A 21,228-nucleotide genomic window follows, 5' to 3' on the forward strand; every position below is an offset into this window, starting at 1 on the left:
AGGTGATCGACCATGACACTAGCCCAATTAAAAGATGAGCTCATTGCATACAGTAAAACAATAGGAGTCGATAAAATTGGTTTTGCCTCAGCAGACCCATTTTTACAATTAAAAGATCGGCTTCTTACTCAACAAGAACTAGGGTTTCAGTCTGGTTTCGAGGAGCCTGATATAGAGAAGCGAGTACAACCTGATAAGTTGTTACAAGGAGCAAGAACGATTATTTCGATTGCTCTTGCATATCCATCGAAGATGACCAATCCTCCTAAAAACACCCGCGAAGAACGAAGAGGGATCTTCTGTCGGGCATCATGGGGAAAGGATTATCACGATGTTTTGCGAGATCGACTTAAGAATTTAGAACAGTTTTTACAGGAGAGAGTACCAGAAGCTAGAACGATTTCAATGGTCGACACTGGGGAACTATCGGATCGGGCTGTGGCTGAACGCGCGGGGATAGGTTGGAGTGGGAAGAATTGCGCGATCATTACGCCTGAATTTGGAAGTTATGTTTACTTAGGAGAACTGGTAACTACGATCTCTTTTGAACCAGATAGCAAAGTAACTGAACAGTGTGGAACGTGCAACAAGTGTGTGGATGCTTGCCCAACTGGTGCTTTAATCCAAGGGGGACAATTAGACTCTTCAAAATGTATAGCTTTTTTAACACAGACAAAGGATTTTCTTCCTGATCAGTATCGAAAAAAGCTAGGGAATCGATTATATGGCTGTGATACGTGCCAACAAGTTTGTCCAGAAAATAAAGGGAAAGACTTCCATAATCATTTAGAAATGGAACCTGATCCAGAGATCGCGAAACCAAAATTAATTCCACTTTTGACGATGAGTAATCGTGAATTTAAAGAGCGATTTAGTCATGTGTCTGGCTCTTGGCGAGGAAAAAAGCCTATTCAACGCAATGCAATTATAGCGTTAGCACACTTTAAAGATCAAAAGGCATTACCAGAGTTAATAACTCTTTTAAGGAAAGATCCACGACCGGTTATTAGAGGGACAGCAGCTTGGGCGATTGGAGTAATTGGGAGTAAAGAAGAGGAAAACCTACTGATTCAAGTGAAAAATACAGAAACAGACGCGAAAGTTCTTCGAGAGATCGATAAAGGACTGGATTTACTTAAAAACAAGGATTGAGAAATGAGCGAATCTTGTTTCTGTCATGTAAGATAAGGAAAAGATTGGACAATCGGAAGGAAGGGATTATATGACAACGCATTTAACCCATTATGTCGATGAAATGAATAGTCCCCTAGGCACTCTTACCGTCGTTGCAACTGAAAAAGGCGTTTGTCACATTCATTTTGGAGAATTAACTAAGTGTATGGCTTCATTAAAAGCTTGGTTAAAAAAGCAAGGACGAAAAGGTGAAGTGATTCGTTGTAAAGATACGTTGCAGCCAATTTGTAAACAGTTAGAAGATTATTTTTCTGGAGAAAGAAGCATGTTTGATGTTCCACTTGATTTATGTGGAACTGAATTTCAGAAAAAAGTGTGGAATACGTTGAAAGAGATTGAATATGGAGAAACAAAGTCTTATAAAGAAATAGCACAAAAGATAGGAGCTCCAAAAGCGGTTCGAGCAATTGGTGGAGCTAATAACCAAAATCCGATTCCTATCATTATTCCGTGCCATCGTGTGATTGGAAGTAATGGGAGTATGGTAGGATATGGCGGAGGATTAGATAAAAAAGAGATCCTTCTAAGTTTAGAAGGGGCAATTGAAAAAATTTCCTAAGGGAATAACTTAAGAGAGTGTCCAAAGGGTTGTGTTTTACCTTTTTGGATGCTCTCTTTCTTATTATTTCATGTCATACAAGCTGATTGGCATATGTTGATATAGGAGAAAGGAGAATGTAGAATGGATGAAAAAATTGTAAAGAAATTGCATCAACGTATTGAAGAAAGAAACGGTCAGTTTGTTCAAGATCAAAGAGGAGAGAATAAGGTAGATTCATCAGTTGAAAAAAAATTGAACATGCATAAAGCTAGAGGAGCTGAAATTGTCCGTTCATTTGTTGTAGGCGATGTTATGCGTACGTCCACCTTTAGGAATCAGCAGTATATCGATTATCGCCAGCGAAGTGAATACTTAATTCATCTTAAAGATCAATTGTACATCGAAGAAGAGGTTGAGAACAGGAGAGCCATTTTCCTAAAAGGAGCACTAGTTGATGATATGATTTGTGAGCCCAAAGAGATAGAACGAGGTGCTACAATTGAATTAAGTATGAAAGATATAGAGAGTAACAGAAGTATACGTGCTTACAATAGACGAGAGGCGGTGCGGTATGCCGAAAGGTGGTGGGACGACTACAATCCAGTATACCGGAAGTTTACCAATAATTGTACGAATTTTATTTCTCAATGTTTACATGCAGGTGGAGCACAAATGACAGGGCATCATGATCGTTCGAAAGGTTGGTGGTTTCGCTCCAATAATTGGAGTTACAGCTGGTCAGTGGCGAACGCTATGCGTTGGTATTTGAGTGGTGCGCAAAGTGGCTTGCGAGGCGAAGAGATGGAGAGCGCATCAGACCTGGAGCCAGGTGATGTTATTTGCTATGACTTTGATGGAGATGGCACGTGGCAACATACAACGATTGTAGTCGCCAAAGATGCAAATGGTGAACCACTAGTTAATGCACAAACAGCCAACAGCCGAATGCGTTATTGGAAGTACGAGGACTCAACGGCATATACTCCAAATATTAAGTATAAATTTTTTCATATTGTACTATAAAGAGTTTGTTTAAAGGGGATGTCTAATTATGGTCATCCTCTTTTAACGTTTCTTCTTTTAAAAGTAGGTGGTATAATGATTTTTGTCGTAGAATTAATAAGAAATAGAGGTGTGTGCACGTGGGATTACATATCGTGCTTTATCAGCCAGAGATTCCAGCCAATACTGGTAATATAGCTAGAACATGTGCCGGAACTAACACAACGCTGCATTTAATTCGTCCACTCGGCTTCTCGACAGACGATAAGATGCTAAAGCGAGCTGGTTGCGATTACTGGCCAAGTGTAGCTATTCATTATTATGACTCCATTGATGAGTTATTTGAAACGTATAGCGAAGGTGCTTTTTATTTTATAGAGACTGTCGGAACGAAAAACTATAGTGATTTTGATTACTCAAATAATGAAATCGATCATTTTTTTGTTTTTGGTAGGGAAACAACAGGTTTGCCACAAGAAATTATTGAAAAGAATGTAGAGCAATGTTTTCGGATTCCACAAACAGATAAGATTCGTTCACTTAATTTATCAAATACGGCAGCTATTGTGATTTATGAAGCAATCCGTCAACAAAGATTTCCAGGTTTAACTTAAAAGGTTGATCAAAAAAGGGAACTTCTTGGGACAACCATTGAAGCAATGGAGAAAAAATCGACCACCTCCGGAGAGAATGGTCGATTTTTAAGTAATAAAAGAGGCTCTTAATTAGTTCTTGTGTGGATTGTCTTCGTAACCTGCTGTGAAAATAGCAACAAAGAAAACAATACTAACACCAAGGATGAGCAAAGTACCCATATTTATTCCTCCTTGTCAAAGCATAATCCCATTATAAAACAAACTGAGTAAGAAAGAAATGAAAGTTACGTGAATGTAGAAAGAAATAAAACGTTATCGTTGAAGAGATAGGAGACGTTTAAGTTGTCAAATCGGTATATTACAAGTCATTTCCCACTTATATCAATATTATTGTTCAGTCTCGCTTTTGCTATTTTTGTTCAAGGGTTTATTCTTGGGAAATTAGTCGACTTAGGTATTTATAGTGGGATGAGAGAATTTATTTCCGAAAGTGAAATCAAGCTGACTTTACTTTTTTTATTGCTATTATTTTTCTTTATGGTGTTCTCAGCGTTAAAGTTAATAGCTGATACAACGATTGAGCTTTCCATGCTCTTCTTCTCAAAAGATGAAGAAGGAAATGAATTAAATAAAGTTAGAATAGGCACTTGGATTTATTTAGTTGCGAGTGTCCTAACAATTCTCTTAGCTCAATACATTTTGTTCGTTGTCGTGCTATTTCTTGTTGCGAGTTTAAGTTATTTTGTATTTCTAGTTTATAAAGTAAGGACAACGTTTAGCCTCTCAGGGTTAATCGGCCTTATCCTTTTCCAGGTGATCTTTTGGAGTGCATTTCTATTAGCTATTGTACTTGCCCTCGTCAAGCTCTACAACAGCTTCATGGCAAGCTTACCACTTTAAAATCAAAAGAACCTGCCCGGTTTTGGCAGGTCCTTTTGGTTTTTTAGAAATGTAAAAATTGAGTGAATTCAATGAAGTATGAAATACTACTCAAGGGTGGCAATGGCTCCACACGTTGCGCGTCGGACTACTGTTACCTACTTGTCGTTACACTTTTTAAAAAAAGCTCTACTCATTGCAAATAAGAAAGACGGCGCAGCCGTCTTTCTTATTTCATCAATTCCTGCCAAATGAGTAAATGTGGAGCTTTGTCATTGAGGTGAGCAATACTTGATTGCTTGTCTCTTCCTACCCATACACCTGTTGTATATTCATCCGTTAGTCCAACAAACCATAAATCATAATAATTATTGGTTGTGCCTGTTTTTCCTCCTGAATAGGGTGCTGATACTTGAGCCCTTCTAGCAGTACCGCCTTTCATTACTTCTGATAAGAGGGAACGCATTTGGTCATTAGTTCCTTTACTCCATACGTCAACTTGATTCTTTTCCCAACTATAAAGAATAGTTCCATCTTGATCAGTAACGTTGCGGATACCATAAGACGGACTATATGTGCCATCATTTGCAAAAGTTGTATAAGCGCTCGTTAGTTCTAGTGGCGTCACCCCATACGTTAATCCGCCAAGAGCTGATGGTAAACGATAATCTCTTGAATCTAAAGAAGAAAATGAGAATTTCTCTACATATTGAAATGCTGTGTCCACTCCAACCTGATCCAAGATGCGAACAGCAGGAGTATTATAAGAATGTTTCAACGCTGTTGTTAAAGAAACCATTCCGTACTGACTGCCACCATAGTTCCGGGGACAATATTCACCAAAACAGACATTATCAGCATTTATCGTACTTTGAGTAGAGAGATCGAACTCTTCAAGGTACGGTGCATATACAAGCAATGGTTTAATGGCAGAGCCTGGTTGCCTAGGGCTTTGAAAACCCCTATGAAAATCAAACTTATTATGACCTTTTCCACCAGTAATAGCTACGATCTCGTTGTTAGTGTGATTGAGAATGACTGCAGAAGCTTGCACATCTGAGTCAGGTACTTGTCTATGAATAGCTTTAACTGCTAAATTCTGTAAAAAAGGATCGAGAGATGTTTCAATGTGGATTCCGGAAGACAGTAATTGACGCACTCTCTCTTGTAAAGATTGTTCAATGCTTGACCTCGCTTCATCTGATGTGGCTTGAACTAACTTTTCGTTAAATCCTTCACTTTCAGCTACTAATTCTGTAAATTCGTGGTGGATATAGGTAACGTAGTCTGGATATAGATCAGATTTCTGTTTCACGTTTAACGTAATCGGTTCTTCTAGTGCTTGTTCAAATTGCTCTTCTGTTACGTAGGAGGATTCTAACATTTTGTTTAAAATCCACTCTTGTCGGAGCTTCGTTTGTTCACTGTTTTTTAATGGATCATAATGGCTAGGGTTATTTGGAACGGCACTTAAAAATGCTGCTTCAGCAATTGTCAGTCTCTCGCTTGGTTTATTAAAGTAGTAACGACTGGCAGCCTCGATTCCATACAATCCGTTGCTAAAGTAAATGGTATTTATATAAAGTTCAATTATTTCTTCTTTTGAGTAGTTTTTTTCGAGCTCATGAGCGTATAAAATTTCACTCATCTTACGGTTATATGTTTGGTCATGCGTTAAAAAGAGGTTTCGTACGAGTTGTTGTGTCATCGTACTTCCACCTTCTCCGATGCTATCTTGTCTAGCATTTTGCAAAAGTGCGCGTGCAATGCCAATTGCATCATAGCCCTTATGTTCATAAAAACGTTGGTCTTCTGTTGCAATAAACGCATCAATGATGACAGTTGGAATCTCTTCATAGGGTAAATAAATACGATTCGCATCGCGAAAAACTTCACTGACTACGTCACCGTTACGGTCGTAAATCATACTATTTTTCGAAACTACTATTTCCTCTAAATCTACACGCTCGTTTAAAACCTCTGATAACGTTCTAACTTCTTGTACTTCTGCTGTAACCTCCATTAATAAAAACGTAAAAGCAATGAAGGTGAAAATGATAAAAATCCAACCGGTACTTGATCTTAACATAGATACACACACTCATTTCAGTTTATTCATTTGTTATTGTACCACCAAATTTGTTTTTGTGGTGATGGAAACAGCAGGGAAGCGATTTTAAAAAGAGTTAGCAAAAGTGTGTTTCAAAAAAGAATTGTGCAATGGCTCCTTAGCTAGAAAAGTTCTAAGTGAAACCGTCACTAAGTAGGGGAGAACCATGGCAATCATTATTTGCTACTTTCATTGCTTAAAGGTTGTTACAAAAGGAGGAAAGGACCTTTTGTAACAATTTCTAAAAGAAGAAAATAGAAATCGGATGCATGTTCACTTCCTGTTTTGCATATGTTTTACTAATCTCGCTCTTGAACACGAGGATGGAGGTACAGTAAATGACGATACTAAAAAAAATCGAAAATTTCAGAGAAGAAGAAGAACGTTTGAAATGGGAAGGAACTTTTGCTGACTATTTGGAAATGTTGAAAGAGAAACCCCTGGTTGCACAAACCGCTCACTCCCGTGTTTATAATATGATTAAAGATGCTGGGGTGGAGGAAGTGAACGGGAACAAGGAATATTCCTTTTTCAAGGATCAACTGTATGGTGTAGAAGAATCACTTGAAAAACTAGTTGAGGAATATTTTCACTCAGCTGCGAAAAGGCTCGATGTAAGAAAGAGAATATTATTGTTAATGGGTCCTGTTAGCGGGGGGAAATCAACTTTAGTAACGATGTTAAAGAGGGGATTAGAACAATACTCAAAAACGGATAATGGGGCTGTTTTTGCTATTAAAGGCTGTCCAATGCATGAGGATCCACTTCATTTAATTCCTAATCACTTGCGCAAGGATTTCCAAGATGAATATGGCATTAAAATTGAAGGCAATCTATCGCCATTAAATATGATGCGTGTGGAAGAAGAGTATGGTGGTCGAATTGAAGATGTGTTAGTAGAAAGAATTTTCTTCTCAGAAGATAAACGTACTGGGATTGGGACATTTAGTCCATCAGATCCAAAGTCACAAGACATTGCCGATTTAACAGGAAGTATTGATTTCTCGACAATTGCTGAATATGGTTCGGAGTCAGATCCTAGAGCGTACCGATTTGATGGGGAATTAAACAAAGCAAACCGAGGGATGATGGAGTTTCAAGAAATGTTGAAATGCGATGAGAAATTTCTATGGCATTTGCTTTCTCTTACACAAGAAGGAAACTTTAAAGCTGGTAGATTTGCTTTAATTAGTGCTGATGAGCTCATTGTAGCCCATACAAATGAATCTGAATATAAATCATTTATCTCCAATAAAAAGAATGAAGCCTTGCACTCACGTATTATTGTCATGAAAGTTCCATACAACTTAAAAGTGAGTGAAGAAGAGAGAATCTATAAGAAAATGATTCAAGATAGTGATCTTCCCAATGTTCATATTGCACCACATGCATTAAAAGTGGCAGCTATCTTTACCATTTTAACGCGCTTGAAAGAGCCTGCAAAACAGGGAGTAGATCTACTGAAGAAAATGCGTCTTTATGACGGAGAGAGTGTTGAAGGGTTTAATTCTCAAGATGTAGTAGAATTGAAAAATGAAGACCCAGATGAGGGCATGAGCGGGATTGATCCGCGTTACGTAATTAACCGTATTTCTTCTGCAATCATACGTAAACAGTTAACATCGATTAATGCGCTTGATGTCTTGCGTTCGATTAAAGAAGGGTTAAGCGAACATGCTTCTATCTCAAAAGATGATCGTGAACGTTACATGGACTTTATTTCGATTGCACGAAAAGAATATGATTCGATTGCAAAGAAAGAAGTACAGAAAGCTTTTGTTTATTCATATGATGAATCTGCTAAGACGTTAATGGATAACTATCTTGATAATGTTGAAGCATATTGCAACAAAAATAAGCTTCGTGATCCTCTAACTGGTGAGGAGATGACACCAGATGAAAAACTTATGCGTTCCATTGAGGAGCAGATAGGGATTTCAGAAAACGCTAAAAAAGCGTTCCGTGAAGAGATCTTAATTCGAATCTCTGCATATGCACGTAAAGGAAAGAAGTTTGATTATAATTCTCATGAACGTTTACGTGAAGCGATTCAAAAGAAGCTATTTGCTGATCTAAAGGATATTGTGAAAATTACAACGTCCTCAAAAACTCCAGATGAGTCGCAACTCAAGAAAGTCAATGAAGTCATTGCTAGATTAATTGATGAACATGGATATAATTCAGTATCGGCTAATGAACTTCTTCGGTATGTAGGAAGTCTCTTAAATAGATAAGAAAAACTGCAAAGCGGTCTTTTTCTTAGAAGCAATGAACAGAACCGCTGCCTTTTTTAAGTCAGACGCCAAGTGGGGAATAATCGTCTGACGCGCAACGTGTGAGCCATTGCCACCCTTGAGTAGACTTTCATTTATACATTCAGAATCCATAAGCAAGAGTGGCAGCCTTTCTTTCAAAGGAAGGCTGCTTCTTTTCGTTTAGTCAAACCATCGTTTTATCACATAACAGACTTGTCGTTGTTACAAATCTTTGGTAAATTGAAGGAAAGGGTAGCCGGAGGAAAAAATGTGGAAACGAAAAACGATGAATGGATGGAATGGGGAAAGGCATTTATAATAGCTATTATTTTTGCGGTCTTAATTCGCACGTTTTTATTTACGAGCTATGAAGTCCAAGGTGAGTCAATGACACCTAATGTTTATGATGGTGAACGATTTATCGTCAACAAGATTGGTTATGGCTTCTCAGAACCAGATCGATTTGATTTAGTTGTGTTTCATGCAAATGAAGAAGAAGATTATATAAAGAGGGTAATCGGTCTCCCTGGAGAAACCGTTTTTTACAAGGATGATATTTTGTATATCAATGATAAACCAGTTGAAGAACCATTTTTAGAACAAAGAGTTGCAGACCATGAATGGGGTCTATATACGAATGATTTTGCGATTCCAGAAGTTGTTCCACCAGGTAATGTTTTGGTCCTAGGTGACAACCGTCCGAATAGTTTAGATAGCCGTAGACTTGGTTTTATTGCGAATGAGCAAATAGTTGGCAAAGTAGATTGGCGTTTCTGGCCAATTCAAGAAGCGGGTTTAATGAGATGAAAATAGAAGGATGACGAATTTGAAGGATTTGTCCACTAGCACACAAAACATAGCGTTTGTAAGCTTGTTTTGTGTTACCTAGTCTAGGACAGATCCTTCTTTATTTTTGTATAAAAATCAATTTTGCCCATATAATTAGTCTAATATAAATAGCTAGTTATAAAATGTAACTAGCTTTTCATTTTCCATAGATATTATATATTTAGCGTTAGCGGTAATAAATCATCTGTTTTTCTAAGCGTAACACCGTTCATATGGACATTCCCTAATGAGTGAGAGCAATAAATAGCTTTTCTATTTTGCTTGTCCATTTTTAAAATAAAAGATTTGTCAGAATTTATTAGCAACTCTCCTCCCTGTCTGCATAGGATAAAGTAAGCCATTTTTATTAGAGGCTCAAAATCAACACATGACTCGAGACCATAGTATGCAAAGTTCTTACAAAGTGTGAAAAAGAAAAGATCGATGAACTTTTTACATGTGAAAATACGAATGATGTTATAAGAATACAAAGGGAGGGGAATCACATGACGAAAAACAATCAACGTCAATTTGTCGTGTCACAGGAAAACTGGTCTCTTCACCGAAAAGGTTATCAAGACCAGAGACGCCATCAGGAAAAAGTACAAGAAGCGATAAAAAAGAATTTACCTGATCTTGTTAGTGAAGAAAATATTGTCATGTCAAACGGTCGAGATGTGATTCGTATTCCGATTCGTTCTCTAGATGAATACAAAATCCGTTATAATTATGATAAAAATAAACATGTCGGCCAGGGTGAAGGAGAGAGTAAGGTAGGGGATGTTGTAGCGAGAGATCCCAATGCTCAGAAGCAACAAGGTCCTGGAAAGGGAAAAGGGCCTGGTGATCAAGCTGGAGAGGATTATTCAGAAGCAGAAGTATCCATTATGGAATTACAAGAAATGCTTTTTTCAGAGTTGGAGTTACCTAATCTACAAAAGAAAGAAGAAAATGAGATTCTGATCGAAGACATTGATTTTAATGATATTCGTAAAAAAGGGTTAATGGGAAATATTGATAAACGAAGAACCATTCTTTCCGCTATAAAAAGAAATGCTTTAGAAGGTAGACCGGGTTTAATCCCAATCTATAACGATGATCTTCGTTTTAAAACGTGGAATGAAGTAACGAAACCAGAATCAAAAGCAGTAGTAATCGCGATGATGGATACAAGTGGCAGTATGGGAAGATGGGAAAAATACATGGCACGAAGTTTCTTCTTTTGGATGACTCGTTTCTTACGAACAAAATATGAAACCGTTGATATTGAATTTATTGCTCATCATACGGAAGCAAAAGTTGTTTCTGAAGAAGATTTCTTCTCGAAAGGGGAAAGTGGCGGAACGATTTGTTCATCTGCTTATCGTAAGGCACTAGAAGTCATTGATGGAAAATATGATCCGAAACGTTACAACATTTATCCGTTCCATTTTTCTGATGGTGATAACCTTACATCTGACAATGCTCGCTGTTTAAAACTCGTTGAACAACTTATGAATGTTTCAAGTATGTTTGGATATGGAGAAGTGAATCAATATAGCCGTCATTCGACCCTTATGAGTGCTTATAAAAATATTGATGATATTCGCTTTCGCCATCATATACTAAAAGAAAAAGGCGATGTGTATCATGCAATGAAGACATTCTTTAAGAAAGAAGAAGAGGAAGCGATGGTATAAAGAAACATATTCAGTTTTATTTTGAGGATAGCTACAAAGGTCAAGGTTGACCTTTGTAGCTATCCTTTTTTGTGGGAATGACAATCATAATAAGTACAGTAAGAAAACTCACATGAAATAAGCAGGAACGTGCATTAAGTGTCACAATGAAGGGGATTTAGAAGAAGTTTGCTTATGATCAAACACAGTTGTTAAAATAATGAGCAAATCATTTAACACTTTGTATAGTGCATTTATTCCGAAATGAAAGTATTATAGTTTTAATATTTAGATAAATCAGGTTATTAGTGTTGGTGATCATGGAGGTGACTACTAGATCACCAAAGTAGCTGAAAATAGTAGCGTAGAAGGTGACTGACATTTAAAAGTCGAAAGGGGATCCTAATGAGTAACAAAAATCAATTTTTGAAGTCTCCTGATCTGTTGCCAATTACTCAAAACGGTAAGAAAGTAGGTTCATTAGGTTTTGCATTTATCTGGGTCGGTATGGCGGTCGTATTGGCGGCATTTGCAATTGGTGGCTCTGGTGTACAAAGTTTATCCTTAGGATGGGTAATTTTAGCAACAGTGATCGCATGCGTCGCGCTTGGGCTCTTAATGACCTTAACAGGTGATATAGGTGTAGAGCATGGTCTATCATTTCCAGTTTATATGAGAGCTCCATTTGGTACGGTTGGTACTCATATGCCTTCTGTCGTACGTGGCTTAGTGGCATCTTGTTGGTTTGGAGTGAATACGTTCTTTGGGGCAACTGCAATGAATGCCATTTTAGCGACAATTTCCGGTTTTGATAATTGGTTTGTTTGTTTTCTCATTTTTGCTTCTCTTCAAGTATTGAACACAGCTCTTGGGATCAAGGCAGTTGAGCGGTTTGCCGATTTAGCAGCGCCTGTAATAATCATTATTTCTGGTTGGATGTACATGACTCTTTCTGATCAAGCCCTACAAAATGGTCGTGAAGTCTGGACCTGGGTGGAAAATCCAGCTACTGGTGGAGCTGCATTCACAGCCTTCATGGTTGTCGTTATGGCGAATATGGGATTTTGGGGTACACTAGCTTCTGATATGCCTTCAATTTCTAGGTTTGTAAAAGCTCCAAAGCTTGAAAGAAATTGGTTTAAACGAAACAAAGCACAAGTTGCAGGGAACTTAATTGCGTACCCAATTGTTCAAACGTTTATGGTGGTGATTGGTGCCGTTTCCTATATTGCTGTATCAGATTATGATCCAGTTGTTGCGTTGCAACAATCAGCAAGTGGGGTGATATTAGGAGTTCTATTATTGATGATAGTACTCGCGCAGTGGTCAACGAATATATCTGCTAATCTTATTCCAGCTGCAGTTGTATTTTCAAATGTCGGAGGACCAAAGGTACCTTTTGGGGTCGGGGTAATCGGTGCAGGTGTTATTGGAATTGCAGTTCAACCATGGAGTTTATTTGGCATTATTATTGATATGTTATTGATTATTGCTGCAGTACTTTCAGCTATTGTTGGCATCTTAATTTCTGACTATTATTTACTTCGAAAGCGCAGAGTTAATGTCCCAGATTTATACGAAAGCGAAGGGCAATATAAATACATGAATGGTGTGAATCTCGCTGGGTATTTCTCTTGGGTTATTGGTGGGGGAATTGCATTATTTTTCCCAACTTATTCGTTTATCGTTGGCTTCATAATAGGTGGAGTAAGTTATTATGTGTTGGCTAAATATTGGTGGTTTGAAAAATATAAGCAAGCGGAATTGATTGATCCTAGTGACGAGAAGTACTTAGGATTAACCGTTGGAAGAGACTGGAAGATTGAATTAGAAAAAGGACGTAGTGATGTAGAAATAGAAATTGCTGCAGCAACATCGAAATAAAAGAGTGGCTCCGTAACAGTTTATGAGATCTGTACGGGGCTTTTTGTCTGGAGTTAATAATAACAAATGATCAAGCGAGAACTACTTAACGTAGTTGAAAATGGACTTACAAATAGATTTGCAAAAAGTAGTTTTACCTAGAACAACCTCTAAAAGTAAATGCTATAATAGTATAGATAGTCGAAAAATTATTAGTCACATATAGGCTCATTACATATCAAAAGTGTACCGAATTTGGAACTCTATGACGATTTTGTTACCAGTTAAAGTTGAAGAAACAGCACCACAAAAGTTGGAGGGATTTAGAATGATACGGTTTGGAATAATCGGAACAAATTGGATTACAGAAAGTTTTATTGAAGCGGCAAGAAATGTAGATAGCTTTTCTTTAACAGCTGTGTACTCGCGGACAGAAAAACAGGCAAAGGATTTTGCTGAAAAGTTTGAAGTCGATGTTACATTTACAAACTTAGAGGAAATGGCTAAAAGTAAGGAGTTTGATGCAGTATATATTGCCAGTCCTAATTCGTTTCACGCAAGTCAAGCTATTCTAATGATGAAAAAGGGCAAACATGTTCTTTGCGAAAAACCATTTGCATCAAATACTCTAGAAGTAGAAGCAATGGTCAAATGTGCGCGCGAAAATAATGTTTTATTAATGGAAGCTCTAAAAACAACTTTCCTTCCGAATTTTAAAACAATCCAAGATCACCTACATAAAATCGGCAAAGTTCGTCGTTATTTTGCGAGTTATTGTCAATATTCGTCTAGGTATGATCGTTATAAACAAGGGGAAGTTTTAAATGCTTTTGATCCACAATTTTCAAATGGTTCGTTATTGGATATTGGTATTTATGCTGTCCATCCACTTGTTGTTTTGTTTGGTGAACCAAACAATGTAGCGGGACGTTGTTACAAGTTAGATTCTGGTGTAGATGGCGAAGGCAGCATGATCTTACAATATGAAGAGATGGATGCAGTTATCATGTATTCTAAAATTACCAATTCGTACGTTCCTTCTGAAATCCAAGGAGAAAATGGGAGCATTCTAATTGATAAAATTCATAGTCCTGAAAAAGTTGAAATAAGGTATAAGGATGGATCGGTTGAAGATATTAGCCAGTCTCAAGAGAGTAATTCCATGTACTATGAGGTCAAGGAGTTTATTACCTTACTTACTAATAATCAATTTGAATCATCAATTAATTCATATGAGAGATCGTTAATCACTGCAAATATTCTAGAGGAAGCTCGAAAAGAGATGGGCATTGTCTATCCTGCTGATGCAGGCAAGAATTCATAATATAACTTGGAAGTTTCGCATATATAATAGTAAGTGATCAAATGAGAGTGACGTAACAGGGTCTGATTGCGACTAGTTTCTAACAATATATGGAGGTCGATTTTATTACACGCCATAAATTGTATACTAGCGGTCAGACCCTTTTGTTTTGAGACCATTCATTACAAGTTCTGTCATTTGGGAAGGATAATTTGAAATTTGCGCAGACGCTATTGTAAACATTGCCTGCTTATTCCTAAGCCTGTAATAAAAATTATTGATTAAAAAATCATGGAATGAATCTGGAAATTAGGAAAGTGTAGACGATATGGATAAAAAGGAGTCGATTGCTATGTCAGTACCGTACAAACATGAGCCTTTTACAGATTTCACTCTTGAGGAGAATGTTCGAGATTTTAAGAAAGCATTAAATCAAGTGAAAAGTGAGTTAGGAAAAGAGTACGACTTAGTTATCGGAAATGAAAAAATATCAACGGAAGAGAAAATTATTTCGGTTAATCCAGCGCATATTTCCGAGGTAGTTGGAACAGTTTCTAAGGCAAGCAAAGATTTAGCAGAAAAAGCTATGCAAGTGGCAGTTAAGACTTTTCAAACATGGAAAAAGTGGGATCCAGAGGTGCGTGCAGATATATTATTTAAAGTCGCAGCAATTGTGAGACGACGTAAACATGAGTTCTCTGCTTATCTTGTTTATGAAGCGGGAAAGCCATGGAATGAAGCTGATGCAGACACTGCTGAAGCGATTGACTTCTTAGAATACTATGGACGTCAAATGATTGAACTCACAAAAGGGTATCCAATTGAAAGTCGGAAGATCGAGAACAATCGTCTTTCCTATATTCCTCTTGGAGTAGGTGTTGTTATCTCTCCTTGGAACTTTGCGTTTGCAATTATGGCTGGAATGACATCAGCGGCACTTGTCGCAGGAAATACAGTTCTTTTAAAACCGGCAAGTACAACACCTGTTGTTGCTGCAAAGTTTATGGAAGTATTAGAAGAAGCTGGTCTTCCAGCTGGTGTGGTTAATTTCATCCCTGGTAGTGGCAGTGAAGTAGGAGATTATTTAGTTGACCATCCAAAAACACGTTTTATTAGTTTCACAGGTTCAAAAGATGTAGGCGTACGAATTTATGAAAGAGCAGCAAAAGTACAGGAAGGGCAAATTTGGTTGAAACGAGTCGTAGCTGAAATGGGAGGAAAGGATACGATTGTTGTTGATAACGAAGCTGACCTTGACTTAGCAGCTGAATCAATTGTGCAATCTGCATTTGGCTTCTCAGGTCAAAAATGTTCAGCTTGTTCAAGAGCAGTCATTCACGAAGAAGTCTATGATGACGTGCTAGAAAAAGCCATTGCACTTACGAAAAAGTTAACAGTAGGAGATCCAACGGAAAGAACGTCTATGGGACCCGTAAATGATCAGGCTGCGTTTGATAAGGTGATGAGTTACATTGAAATTGGCAAAGAGGAAGGCACATTAGTTGCAGGTGGGAAAGGTGATCATTCAAAAGGTTATTTCATCCAACCAACAATTTTTGCGGATGTCGATGAAAATGCTAGATTAATGAAAGAGGAAATCTTTGGACCTGTTGTTGCATTTTGCAAGGCTAAAGACTTTGATCACGCATTAGAGATTGCTAATAATACAGATTATGGTTTAACAGGAGCAGTGATCACCAATAATCGTGCCCATATCGAGAAAGCAAAAGAGGAATTTTATGTTGGAAACCTCTACTTTAACCGTGGATGTACGGGAGCCATTGTCGGATATCATCCATTTGGAGGTTTTAATATGTCAGGGACGGACTCAAAGGCAGGAGGACCTGATTATCTGCTTCTGTTTACACAGGCTAAGTTACTATCAGAGCAGCTATAATAGGTAGTTCAAAGAGGGTAGTTTTTCCTTTTGAATTATCGAAAAAAAGGAGGTCAAAGGTACAAGGGGGGGAATATTGTGTTAGTTGAAAAATTATCAAAAAACTTCTTTCTCTATTTATCAAAGAATAAGGTGCTGAACAAAAGTGCAAAAAGATGGGGGCTAAAGCTTGGTGCAGCACAAGTGGTGGCTGGAGTGTCGATCGTTAGTGTGATGAAGGTCGTGAAAACGCTTAATGACAAAGGGTTGGTATGTACAGTCGATCATTTAGGAGAATTTGTATTAAATAGGGAAGAGGCTATTGAATCGACTAATATATGTGTTGAAACATTAGAAACGATTGCAGCAACGGGTGTGATTTGCAATTTGTCTCTTAAGTTAACCCAACTTGGACTCGATATTGATAGGAAACTATGTTTAGATAATATGCTGCAAATTTTAGACGTCGCAAAAAAGAATAATAACTTTGTCAGAATTGATATGGAAGACTATGCACATTATCATCAAACGTTAGAAATTTTAACCGAGCTCAGGAGGAATTATAACAATGTTGGGACGGTTATTCAAGCCTATTTGCATTGTGCACAAAAAGACTTAGAAAGTTTGAGCGGTGTTCCGTTGCGTCTTGTGAAAGGGGCATATAAAGAAGCACCTGAAGTAGCTTATCAAAAAAAAGAAAGAATTGATGAGAATTATATTGAATTAATAAAGCAACACTTGCTAACGGGTAGTTATACGGCAATAGCAAGTCATGATCATGAGATTATTGCAAAAATAAAGAGGTTTTGCATTGAACAGCAAATTCCAAAATCTCAATTTGAATTCCAAATGCTTTATGGTTTTCGGAAAGACATGCAGGAACGAATTGTAAAAGAAGGTTATACAATGAGGGTTTATGTCCCTTTTGGAAAAGATTGGTATGCGTACTTTATGCGAAGGTTAGCAGAAAGACCGCAGAATGTATCATTTGCGTTAAAGGGTTTCTTTTCAAAATAATAACATAAAAGTCGTAACCAAATACGTTACGGCTTTTTCAAAAAGGTAAATGGGTACAAGATTGGTCATTTCAATATAGTAGTAAAACTGTATAGCAGACTAACGAAATGAATCGTTAAAAAGATAGAATGAAGACCGATCTTTCGTTAAGGAGTTTGAATACAATGAAATAATTATTTAGATCTCCATTAATGAAAGGGGTTATATTGTATTATGAGGGAGCATAAGCAAATTTCTATCGTAGGTGTACCAATGGATCTAGGTCAAATTCGTCGTGGAGTTGATATGGGACCGAGTGCAATGAGATATGCTGGTTTAATTGAAGAAATCAAAGGTTTAGGATTCAATGTCAAAGATTATGGGGATATAAAAATTAACCGTTTTTCAAATGGTACAACACGTGAACAAAACTTAAAAAATTTACAAGAGGTTATAAAAACAAGTGAAGAACTTTGTAGAGAATTAGATGAGATTCTGTCAGAGGGAGGATTTCCTTTAGTGTTGGGTGGCGATCACAGTATTAGTATTGGCTCGATTGCGGGAATAAGTAAACATTATAAGGAGTTAGGTGTTATTTGGTACGATGCCCATGCAGACCTAAATACAGCTGAAACCTCACCATCTGGAAACATTCATGGGATGCCATTAGCAATAAATCTAGGCTTAGGCCACCCATTACTAACAGAAATAGGCGGATATGCGCCTAAAATTAAACCAGAAAACATTGTTATTATAGGGGCAAGATCGATTGATGAAGGGGAACGCGAGTTAATAAGGAAAAAAGGATTAAAAGTCTTTACGATGCATGAAATTGATCGTAAAGGGATGACTCGAGTTATGGAAGAAACGATTCATTATTTAGAGACTAATACCGATGGCGTTCACTTAAGTCTTGATTTAGATGCAATTGACCCATTGGATGCTCCGGGAGTTGGAACGCCAGTACTTGGAGGTATTACGTATCGTGAGAGCCATTTAGCAATGGAAATGTTAGCAGAAGCGGCAATCATCACGTCAGCAGAGTTTGTTGAGGTGAATCCAATATTAGATAATAAGAACAAAACAGCTGATGTGGCAACAGAATTAGTTGCATCATTACTTGGGAAAAAACTCATCTAACAATTGATAACGGAAACGTGTATAATATAATCTTTGTAAGATAAGGAGGAGAATAATTTTGGCAATTGAAGATAGAAAAATAAGAAAGAAAGAAGAAATCCAAAGTCGATTATTAGTTGACTATATACGGTTTATTCTTCCTTCATTACTTGGGATTTTTATATTTATGGTTCCGTTAACGTACAATGATGAGATAACGATTCCTGTTGCATTATTGGCAAAGGGAGTCGAAGGGTTGTTCATAGATGTCTTACCACTGGTTACGACTATTCTTTTGTTAATTGTTGCATTATTATCTGCTTGGATTACATTGGCAAAGCCTAAAACAATGATAGAAAACGAGTTAATGAGAGGTTTATTTCTCGTGCATCCTGCATGGCTTATAGTCAGATTGTTAGGTTTCGTTTTCGCAATTCTGACATTATTTGAGTTAGGTCCGTCGTGGGTGTTCTCTGAATATACAGGTGGGTTAGTATTGTATGAGCTTATTCCTTTATTATTTTCAATCTTTTTATTTGCAGGCTTGTTTTTGCCATTACTATTAAACTTTGGGTTATTGGAGTTAGTCGGTGCATTGTTAAACAAAGTAATGAGACCAATCTTTACACTTCCTGGCCGATCATCAATTGATTGCATGGCTTCTTGGATGGGAGATGGGACAATTGGTGTCTTGTTAACAAACAAGCAGTATGAAGAAGGGCATTATACTAAGCGTGAAGCCGCAGTGATAGGAACTACATTTTCCGTTGTTTCCATCACATTTAGTATCGTAATTCTTGCATATATGGAATTAGAGCATTTATTTGTTCCTTATTACGTAACGATTATGATAGCAGGCTTTATAGCTGCCATTATTTGCCCACGGATTCCACCACTTTCACGTAAACCTGATACGTATATAAAAGCAAGTCTCGAGAAGGAAGAGACGAACACAACGGAAAGGGTGAATGTTTTCCAATACGGAATGAATAAAGCCCTGCAGCGTGCAAATGAAAACAATGGATTTTCTATCAATGCAAAAGGCGGAATGAAAAACGTTTTAGATATGTGGTTTGGTGTCCTCCCGGTAGTCATGGCATTTGGGACAATTGCATTAATAATAGCGGAATATACTCCTGTATTTGCCGTATTAGGAGCTCCGTTTGTTCCAATTTTATCAATTATGCAGGTGCCTGAGGCTGCTCAAGCTGCCCAAACGATGGTTGTTGGATTTGCTGATATGTTTTTACCAGCAGTTATTGGAAGTGGGATTGAAAGTGAATTGACCAAGTTTGTTATCGCCTGTGTTTCCGTCACCCAGTTAATCTATATGTCAGAAGTAGGTGGATTGCTGTTAGCATCAAAGCTGCCAGTTACATTCACTGATTTGGTTGTTATTTTTCTAGAGAGAACACTTATTACTTTACCGGTTATAGTAGTTATCGCACACATTATTTTTTAAATATTGTTAAGGTAATGATGAAAGGTTTTAAAACCCGACCTTTTGTTATTACCTAAAAATGAATTTGCTATAAAACGAGATTTTCTTGAAGGTAGTTGAATGGTCTTTAGGTGAACGTTGGCATCAAACTCGCATCTTATGAAGAGAGAACATGAACGAGAGCAAGAATGTTGAGTAACCGCGTTGAAGATTCATGGAGGAGGAAAAGTTATGACTGACACTAAAACGATTATTGCAAGGACAGAACAATATGGTGCAAAGAACTATCAGCCATTGCCAATTGTGATTTCTGAAGCAAAAGGGGTGTGGGTGAGGGACCCAGAGGGCAATCGTTACTTAGACATGTTAAGCTCATACTCAGCAGTGAATCAAGGGCATTGTCATCCGAAGATTGTTGCAGCATTAAAACAACAAGCAGACAAAGTAACGTTGACATCTAGAGCATTTCACAATGACAAACTTGCCCCTTTTTACGAAAAGGTTTCAAATCTCACGGGAAAAAATATGATTCTCCCAATGAATACAGGAGCTGAAGCGGTTGAAACAGCAGTAAAAGCAGCGCGTCGCTGGGCTTATGATTGTAAGGGAGTACCAGCTAATGAGGCTGAAATTATCGTCTGTGAAGATAATTTTCATGGGCGTACGTTGACCGCTGTTTCTCTATCTTCAAATGAGGAGTATAAACGCGGGTTTGGTCCAATGTTGCCTGGTATAAAGATTATTCCATATGGGGATATAGAAGCATTGAAAGCTGCGATTACACCGAAGACAGCAGCATTTTTAGTTGAACCAATTCAGGGAGAAGCTGGGATTATTATTCCACCTGAAGGGTTTTTAAAAGCAGCTTATGATGTGTGTCAACTAGAAAATGTCTTGTTTATAGCTGATGAAATTCAAGTTGGTTTAGGGCGCTCGGGTAAAATGTTCGCTTGTGACTGGGAAAAGGTCGAACCAGATATGTATATTTTAGGAAAAGCATTGGGTGGAGGAGTGTTTCCAATCTCAGTTGTTGCTGCAGACAAAAATATTCTTAGTGTGTTCGAACCTGGGTCACACGGTTCTACATTCGGTGGAAATCCGTTAGCATGTGCTGTTGCGATCGCAGCACTAGAAGTAATCAAAGATGAGAAATTAGTAGAACGTTCACTTGAATTAGGCGATTATTTCATACGTCAATTAAAAAAAATCGATAACCCGAAAATAAAAGAGGTTAGAGGAAGAGGATTATTTATCGGAATCGAGTTGACAGAACCAGCCAGGTCATATTGTGAGCAGTTAAAAGAAGAAGGGTTGTTATGTAAAGAAACACATCTTCATGTCATTCGCTTTGCACCACCACTCGTGATCAAAAAGGTCGAATTGGACTGGGCTATTGAAAAAATAAGAACCGTTCTACAGCCTAGTTCTTAAACGCTTATGATTGATACTTACCTAAAACCATTCGTTATAAAGCAATATTTTATGTAAAAAGAAAAGAAAACGTGATAGAATGTGGAAAAGATAAAAAAGTTGGAAAGGCTTCGAGCCAATCCAGCTTTTTTGTGTG

Annotated in this window: 16 protein-coding genes; 15 read left to right on the forward strand and 1 reads right to left on the reverse strand. The window is 37.6% G+C overall.

Annotated features, from left to right (window positions below; genetic code table 11):
- Nucleotides 1–12: 12 nt before the first annotated feature.
- From queG to SAZ04_RS08435, 5 genes are all read left to right on the forward strand, one after another.
- Nucleotides 13–1,152 carry a tRNA epoxyqueuosine(34) reductase QueG gene (gene queG, locus SAZ04_RS08415; protein ID WP_332693954.1) on the forward strand — a complete coding sequence of 380 codons (1,140 nt, stop codon included), beginning with the start codon at nucleotides 13–15 and terminating at the stop codon, nucleotides 1,150–1,152.
- Between the two features lie 70 nt (nucleotides 1,153–1,222).
- On the forward strand, nucleotides 1,223–1,753 hold the full coding sequence (locus tag SAZ04_RS08420; RefSeq protein WP_332693957.1) for a methylated-DNA--[protein]-cysteine S-methyltransferase: 531 nt from the start codon (nucleotides 1,223–1,225) through the stop codon (nucleotides 1,751–1,753).
- Between the two features lie 123 nt (nucleotides 1,754–1,876).
- On the forward strand, nucleotides 1,877–2,758 hold the full coding sequence (locus SAZ04_RS08425) for an amidase domain-containing protein (RefSeq protein WP_332693960.1): 882 nt from the start codon (nucleotides 1,877–1,879) through the stop codon (nucleotides 2,756–2,758).
- A 119-nt stretch (nucleotides 2,759–2,877) separates the two neighbouring features.
- The gene (trmL, locus tag SAZ04_RS08430; RefSeq protein ID WP_332693962.1) at nucleotides 2,878–3,351 is read left to right on the forward strand and encodes a tRNA (uridine(34)/cytosine(34)/5-carboxymethylaminomethyluridine(34)-2'-O)-methyltransferase TrmL; all 474 of its coding nucleotides are present in this window, start codon (nucleotides 2,878–2,880) and stop codon (nucleotides 3,349–3,351) included.
- A gap of 324 nt (nucleotides 3,352–3,675) precedes the next feature.
- Nucleotides 3,676–4,233 (forward strand): DUF5366 family protein, encoded by a 558-nt coding sequence (locus SAZ04_RS08435; RefSeq protein ID WP_332693967.1) that lies wholly within the window; start codon nucleotides 3,676–3,678, stop codon nucleotides 4,231–4,233.
- A gap of 208 nt (nucleotides 4,234–4,441) precedes the next feature.
- Here SAZ04_RS08435 and SAZ04_RS08440 read toward each other — a convergent pair whose 3' ends face one another.
- Nucleotides 4,442–6,301, reverse strand: a complete 1,860-nt coding sequence (locus SAZ04_RS08440; protein WP_332693970.1) for a transglycosylase domain-containing protein — start codon at nucleotides 6,299–6,301, stop codon at nucleotides 4,442–4,444.
- Nucleotides 6,302–6,660: 359 nt separating this feature from the next.
- Here SAZ04_RS08440 and SAZ04_RS08445 point away from each other — a divergent pair, with 359 nt between their 5' ends.
- The 10 genes from SAZ04_RS08445 (at nucleotide 6,661) to SAZ04_RS08490 (ending at nucleotide 21,092) form a co-directional block, all read left to right on the forward strand.
- Nucleotides 6,661–8,556, forward strand: coding sequence for a PrkA family serine protein kinase (locus tag SAZ04_RS08445; RefSeq protein ID WP_332693973.1), 1,896 nt, complete (start codon nucleotides 6,661–6,663; stop codon nucleotides 8,554–8,556).
- Between the two features lie 291 nt (nucleotides 8,557–8,847).
- Complete coding sequence (gene lepB, locus SAZ04_RS08450) at nucleotides 8,848–9,384, forward strand: signal peptidase I (RefSeq protein WP_332693976.1); 537 nt, start codon at nucleotides 8,848–8,850, stop codon at nucleotides 9,382–9,384.
- 527 nt (nucleotides 9,385–9,911) lie between these two features.
- Entirely contained in the window at nucleotides 9,912–11,084 is a 1,173-nt protein-coding gene (yhbH, locus tag SAZ04_RS08455) for a sporulation protein YhbH (protein ID WP_332693978.1), read from the forward strand.
- A gap of 384 nt (nucleotides 11,085–11,468) precedes the next feature.
- Nucleotides 11,469–12,947 carry an NCS1 family transporter gene (locus SAZ04_RS08460; protein WP_332693981.1) on the forward strand — a complete coding sequence of 493 codons (1,479 nt, stop codon included), beginning with the start codon at nucleotides 11,469–11,471 and terminating at the stop codon, nucleotides 12,945–12,947.
- Nucleotides 12,948–13,254: 307 nt separating this feature from the next.
- On the forward strand, nucleotides 13,255–14,250 hold the full coding sequence (locus SAZ04_RS08465) for a Gfo/Idh/MocA family protein (RefSeq protein WP_332693984.1): 996 nt from the start codon (nucleotides 13,255–13,257) through the stop codon (nucleotides 14,248–14,250).
- Nucleotides 14,251–14,581: 331 nt separating this feature from the next.
- Nucleotides 14,582–16,126: an L-glutamate gamma-semialdehyde dehydrogenase gene (gene pruA, locus SAZ04_RS08470; protein ID WP_332693987.1), complete on the forward strand. Its 1,545-nt coding sequence runs from the start codon at nucleotides 14,582–14,584 to the stop codon at nucleotides 16,124–16,126.
- Nucleotides 16,127–16,201: 75 nt separating this feature from the next.
- The gene (locus SAZ04_RS08475) at nucleotides 16,202–17,122 is read left to right on the forward strand and encodes a proline dehydrogenase (RefSeq protein ID WP_332694282.1); all 921 of its coding nucleotides are present in this window, start codon (nucleotides 16,202–16,204) and stop codon (nucleotides 17,120–17,122) included.
- A 213-nt stretch (nucleotides 17,123–17,335) separates the two neighbouring features.
- Complete coding sequence (rocF, locus tag SAZ04_RS08480) at nucleotides 17,336–18,241, forward strand: arginase (protein WP_332693990.1); 906 nt, start codon at nucleotides 17,336–17,338, stop codon at nucleotides 18,239–18,241.
- A gap of 58 nt (nucleotides 18,242–18,299) precedes the next feature.
- Complete coding sequence (locus SAZ04_RS08485; RefSeq protein WP_332693993.1) at nucleotides 18,300–19,682, forward strand: YjiH family protein; 1,383 nt, start codon at nucleotides 18,300–18,302, stop codon at nucleotides 19,680–19,682.
- 210 nt (nucleotides 19,683–19,892) lie between these two features.
- Nucleotides 19,893–21,092, forward strand: coding sequence for an ornithine--oxo-acid transaminase (locus SAZ04_RS08490; protein WP_332693996.1), 1,200 nt, complete (start codon nucleotides 19,893–19,895; stop codon nucleotides 21,090–21,092).
- The last annotated feature ends 136 nt before the right edge of the window (nucleotides 21,093–21,228 follow it).

Source organism: Halalkalibacter lacteus, assembly GCF_036663595.1.
GTDB classification, from domain to species: Bacteria; Bacillota; Bacilli; order Bacillales; family Bacillaceae_D; genus Halalkalibacter; species Halalkalibacter lacteus.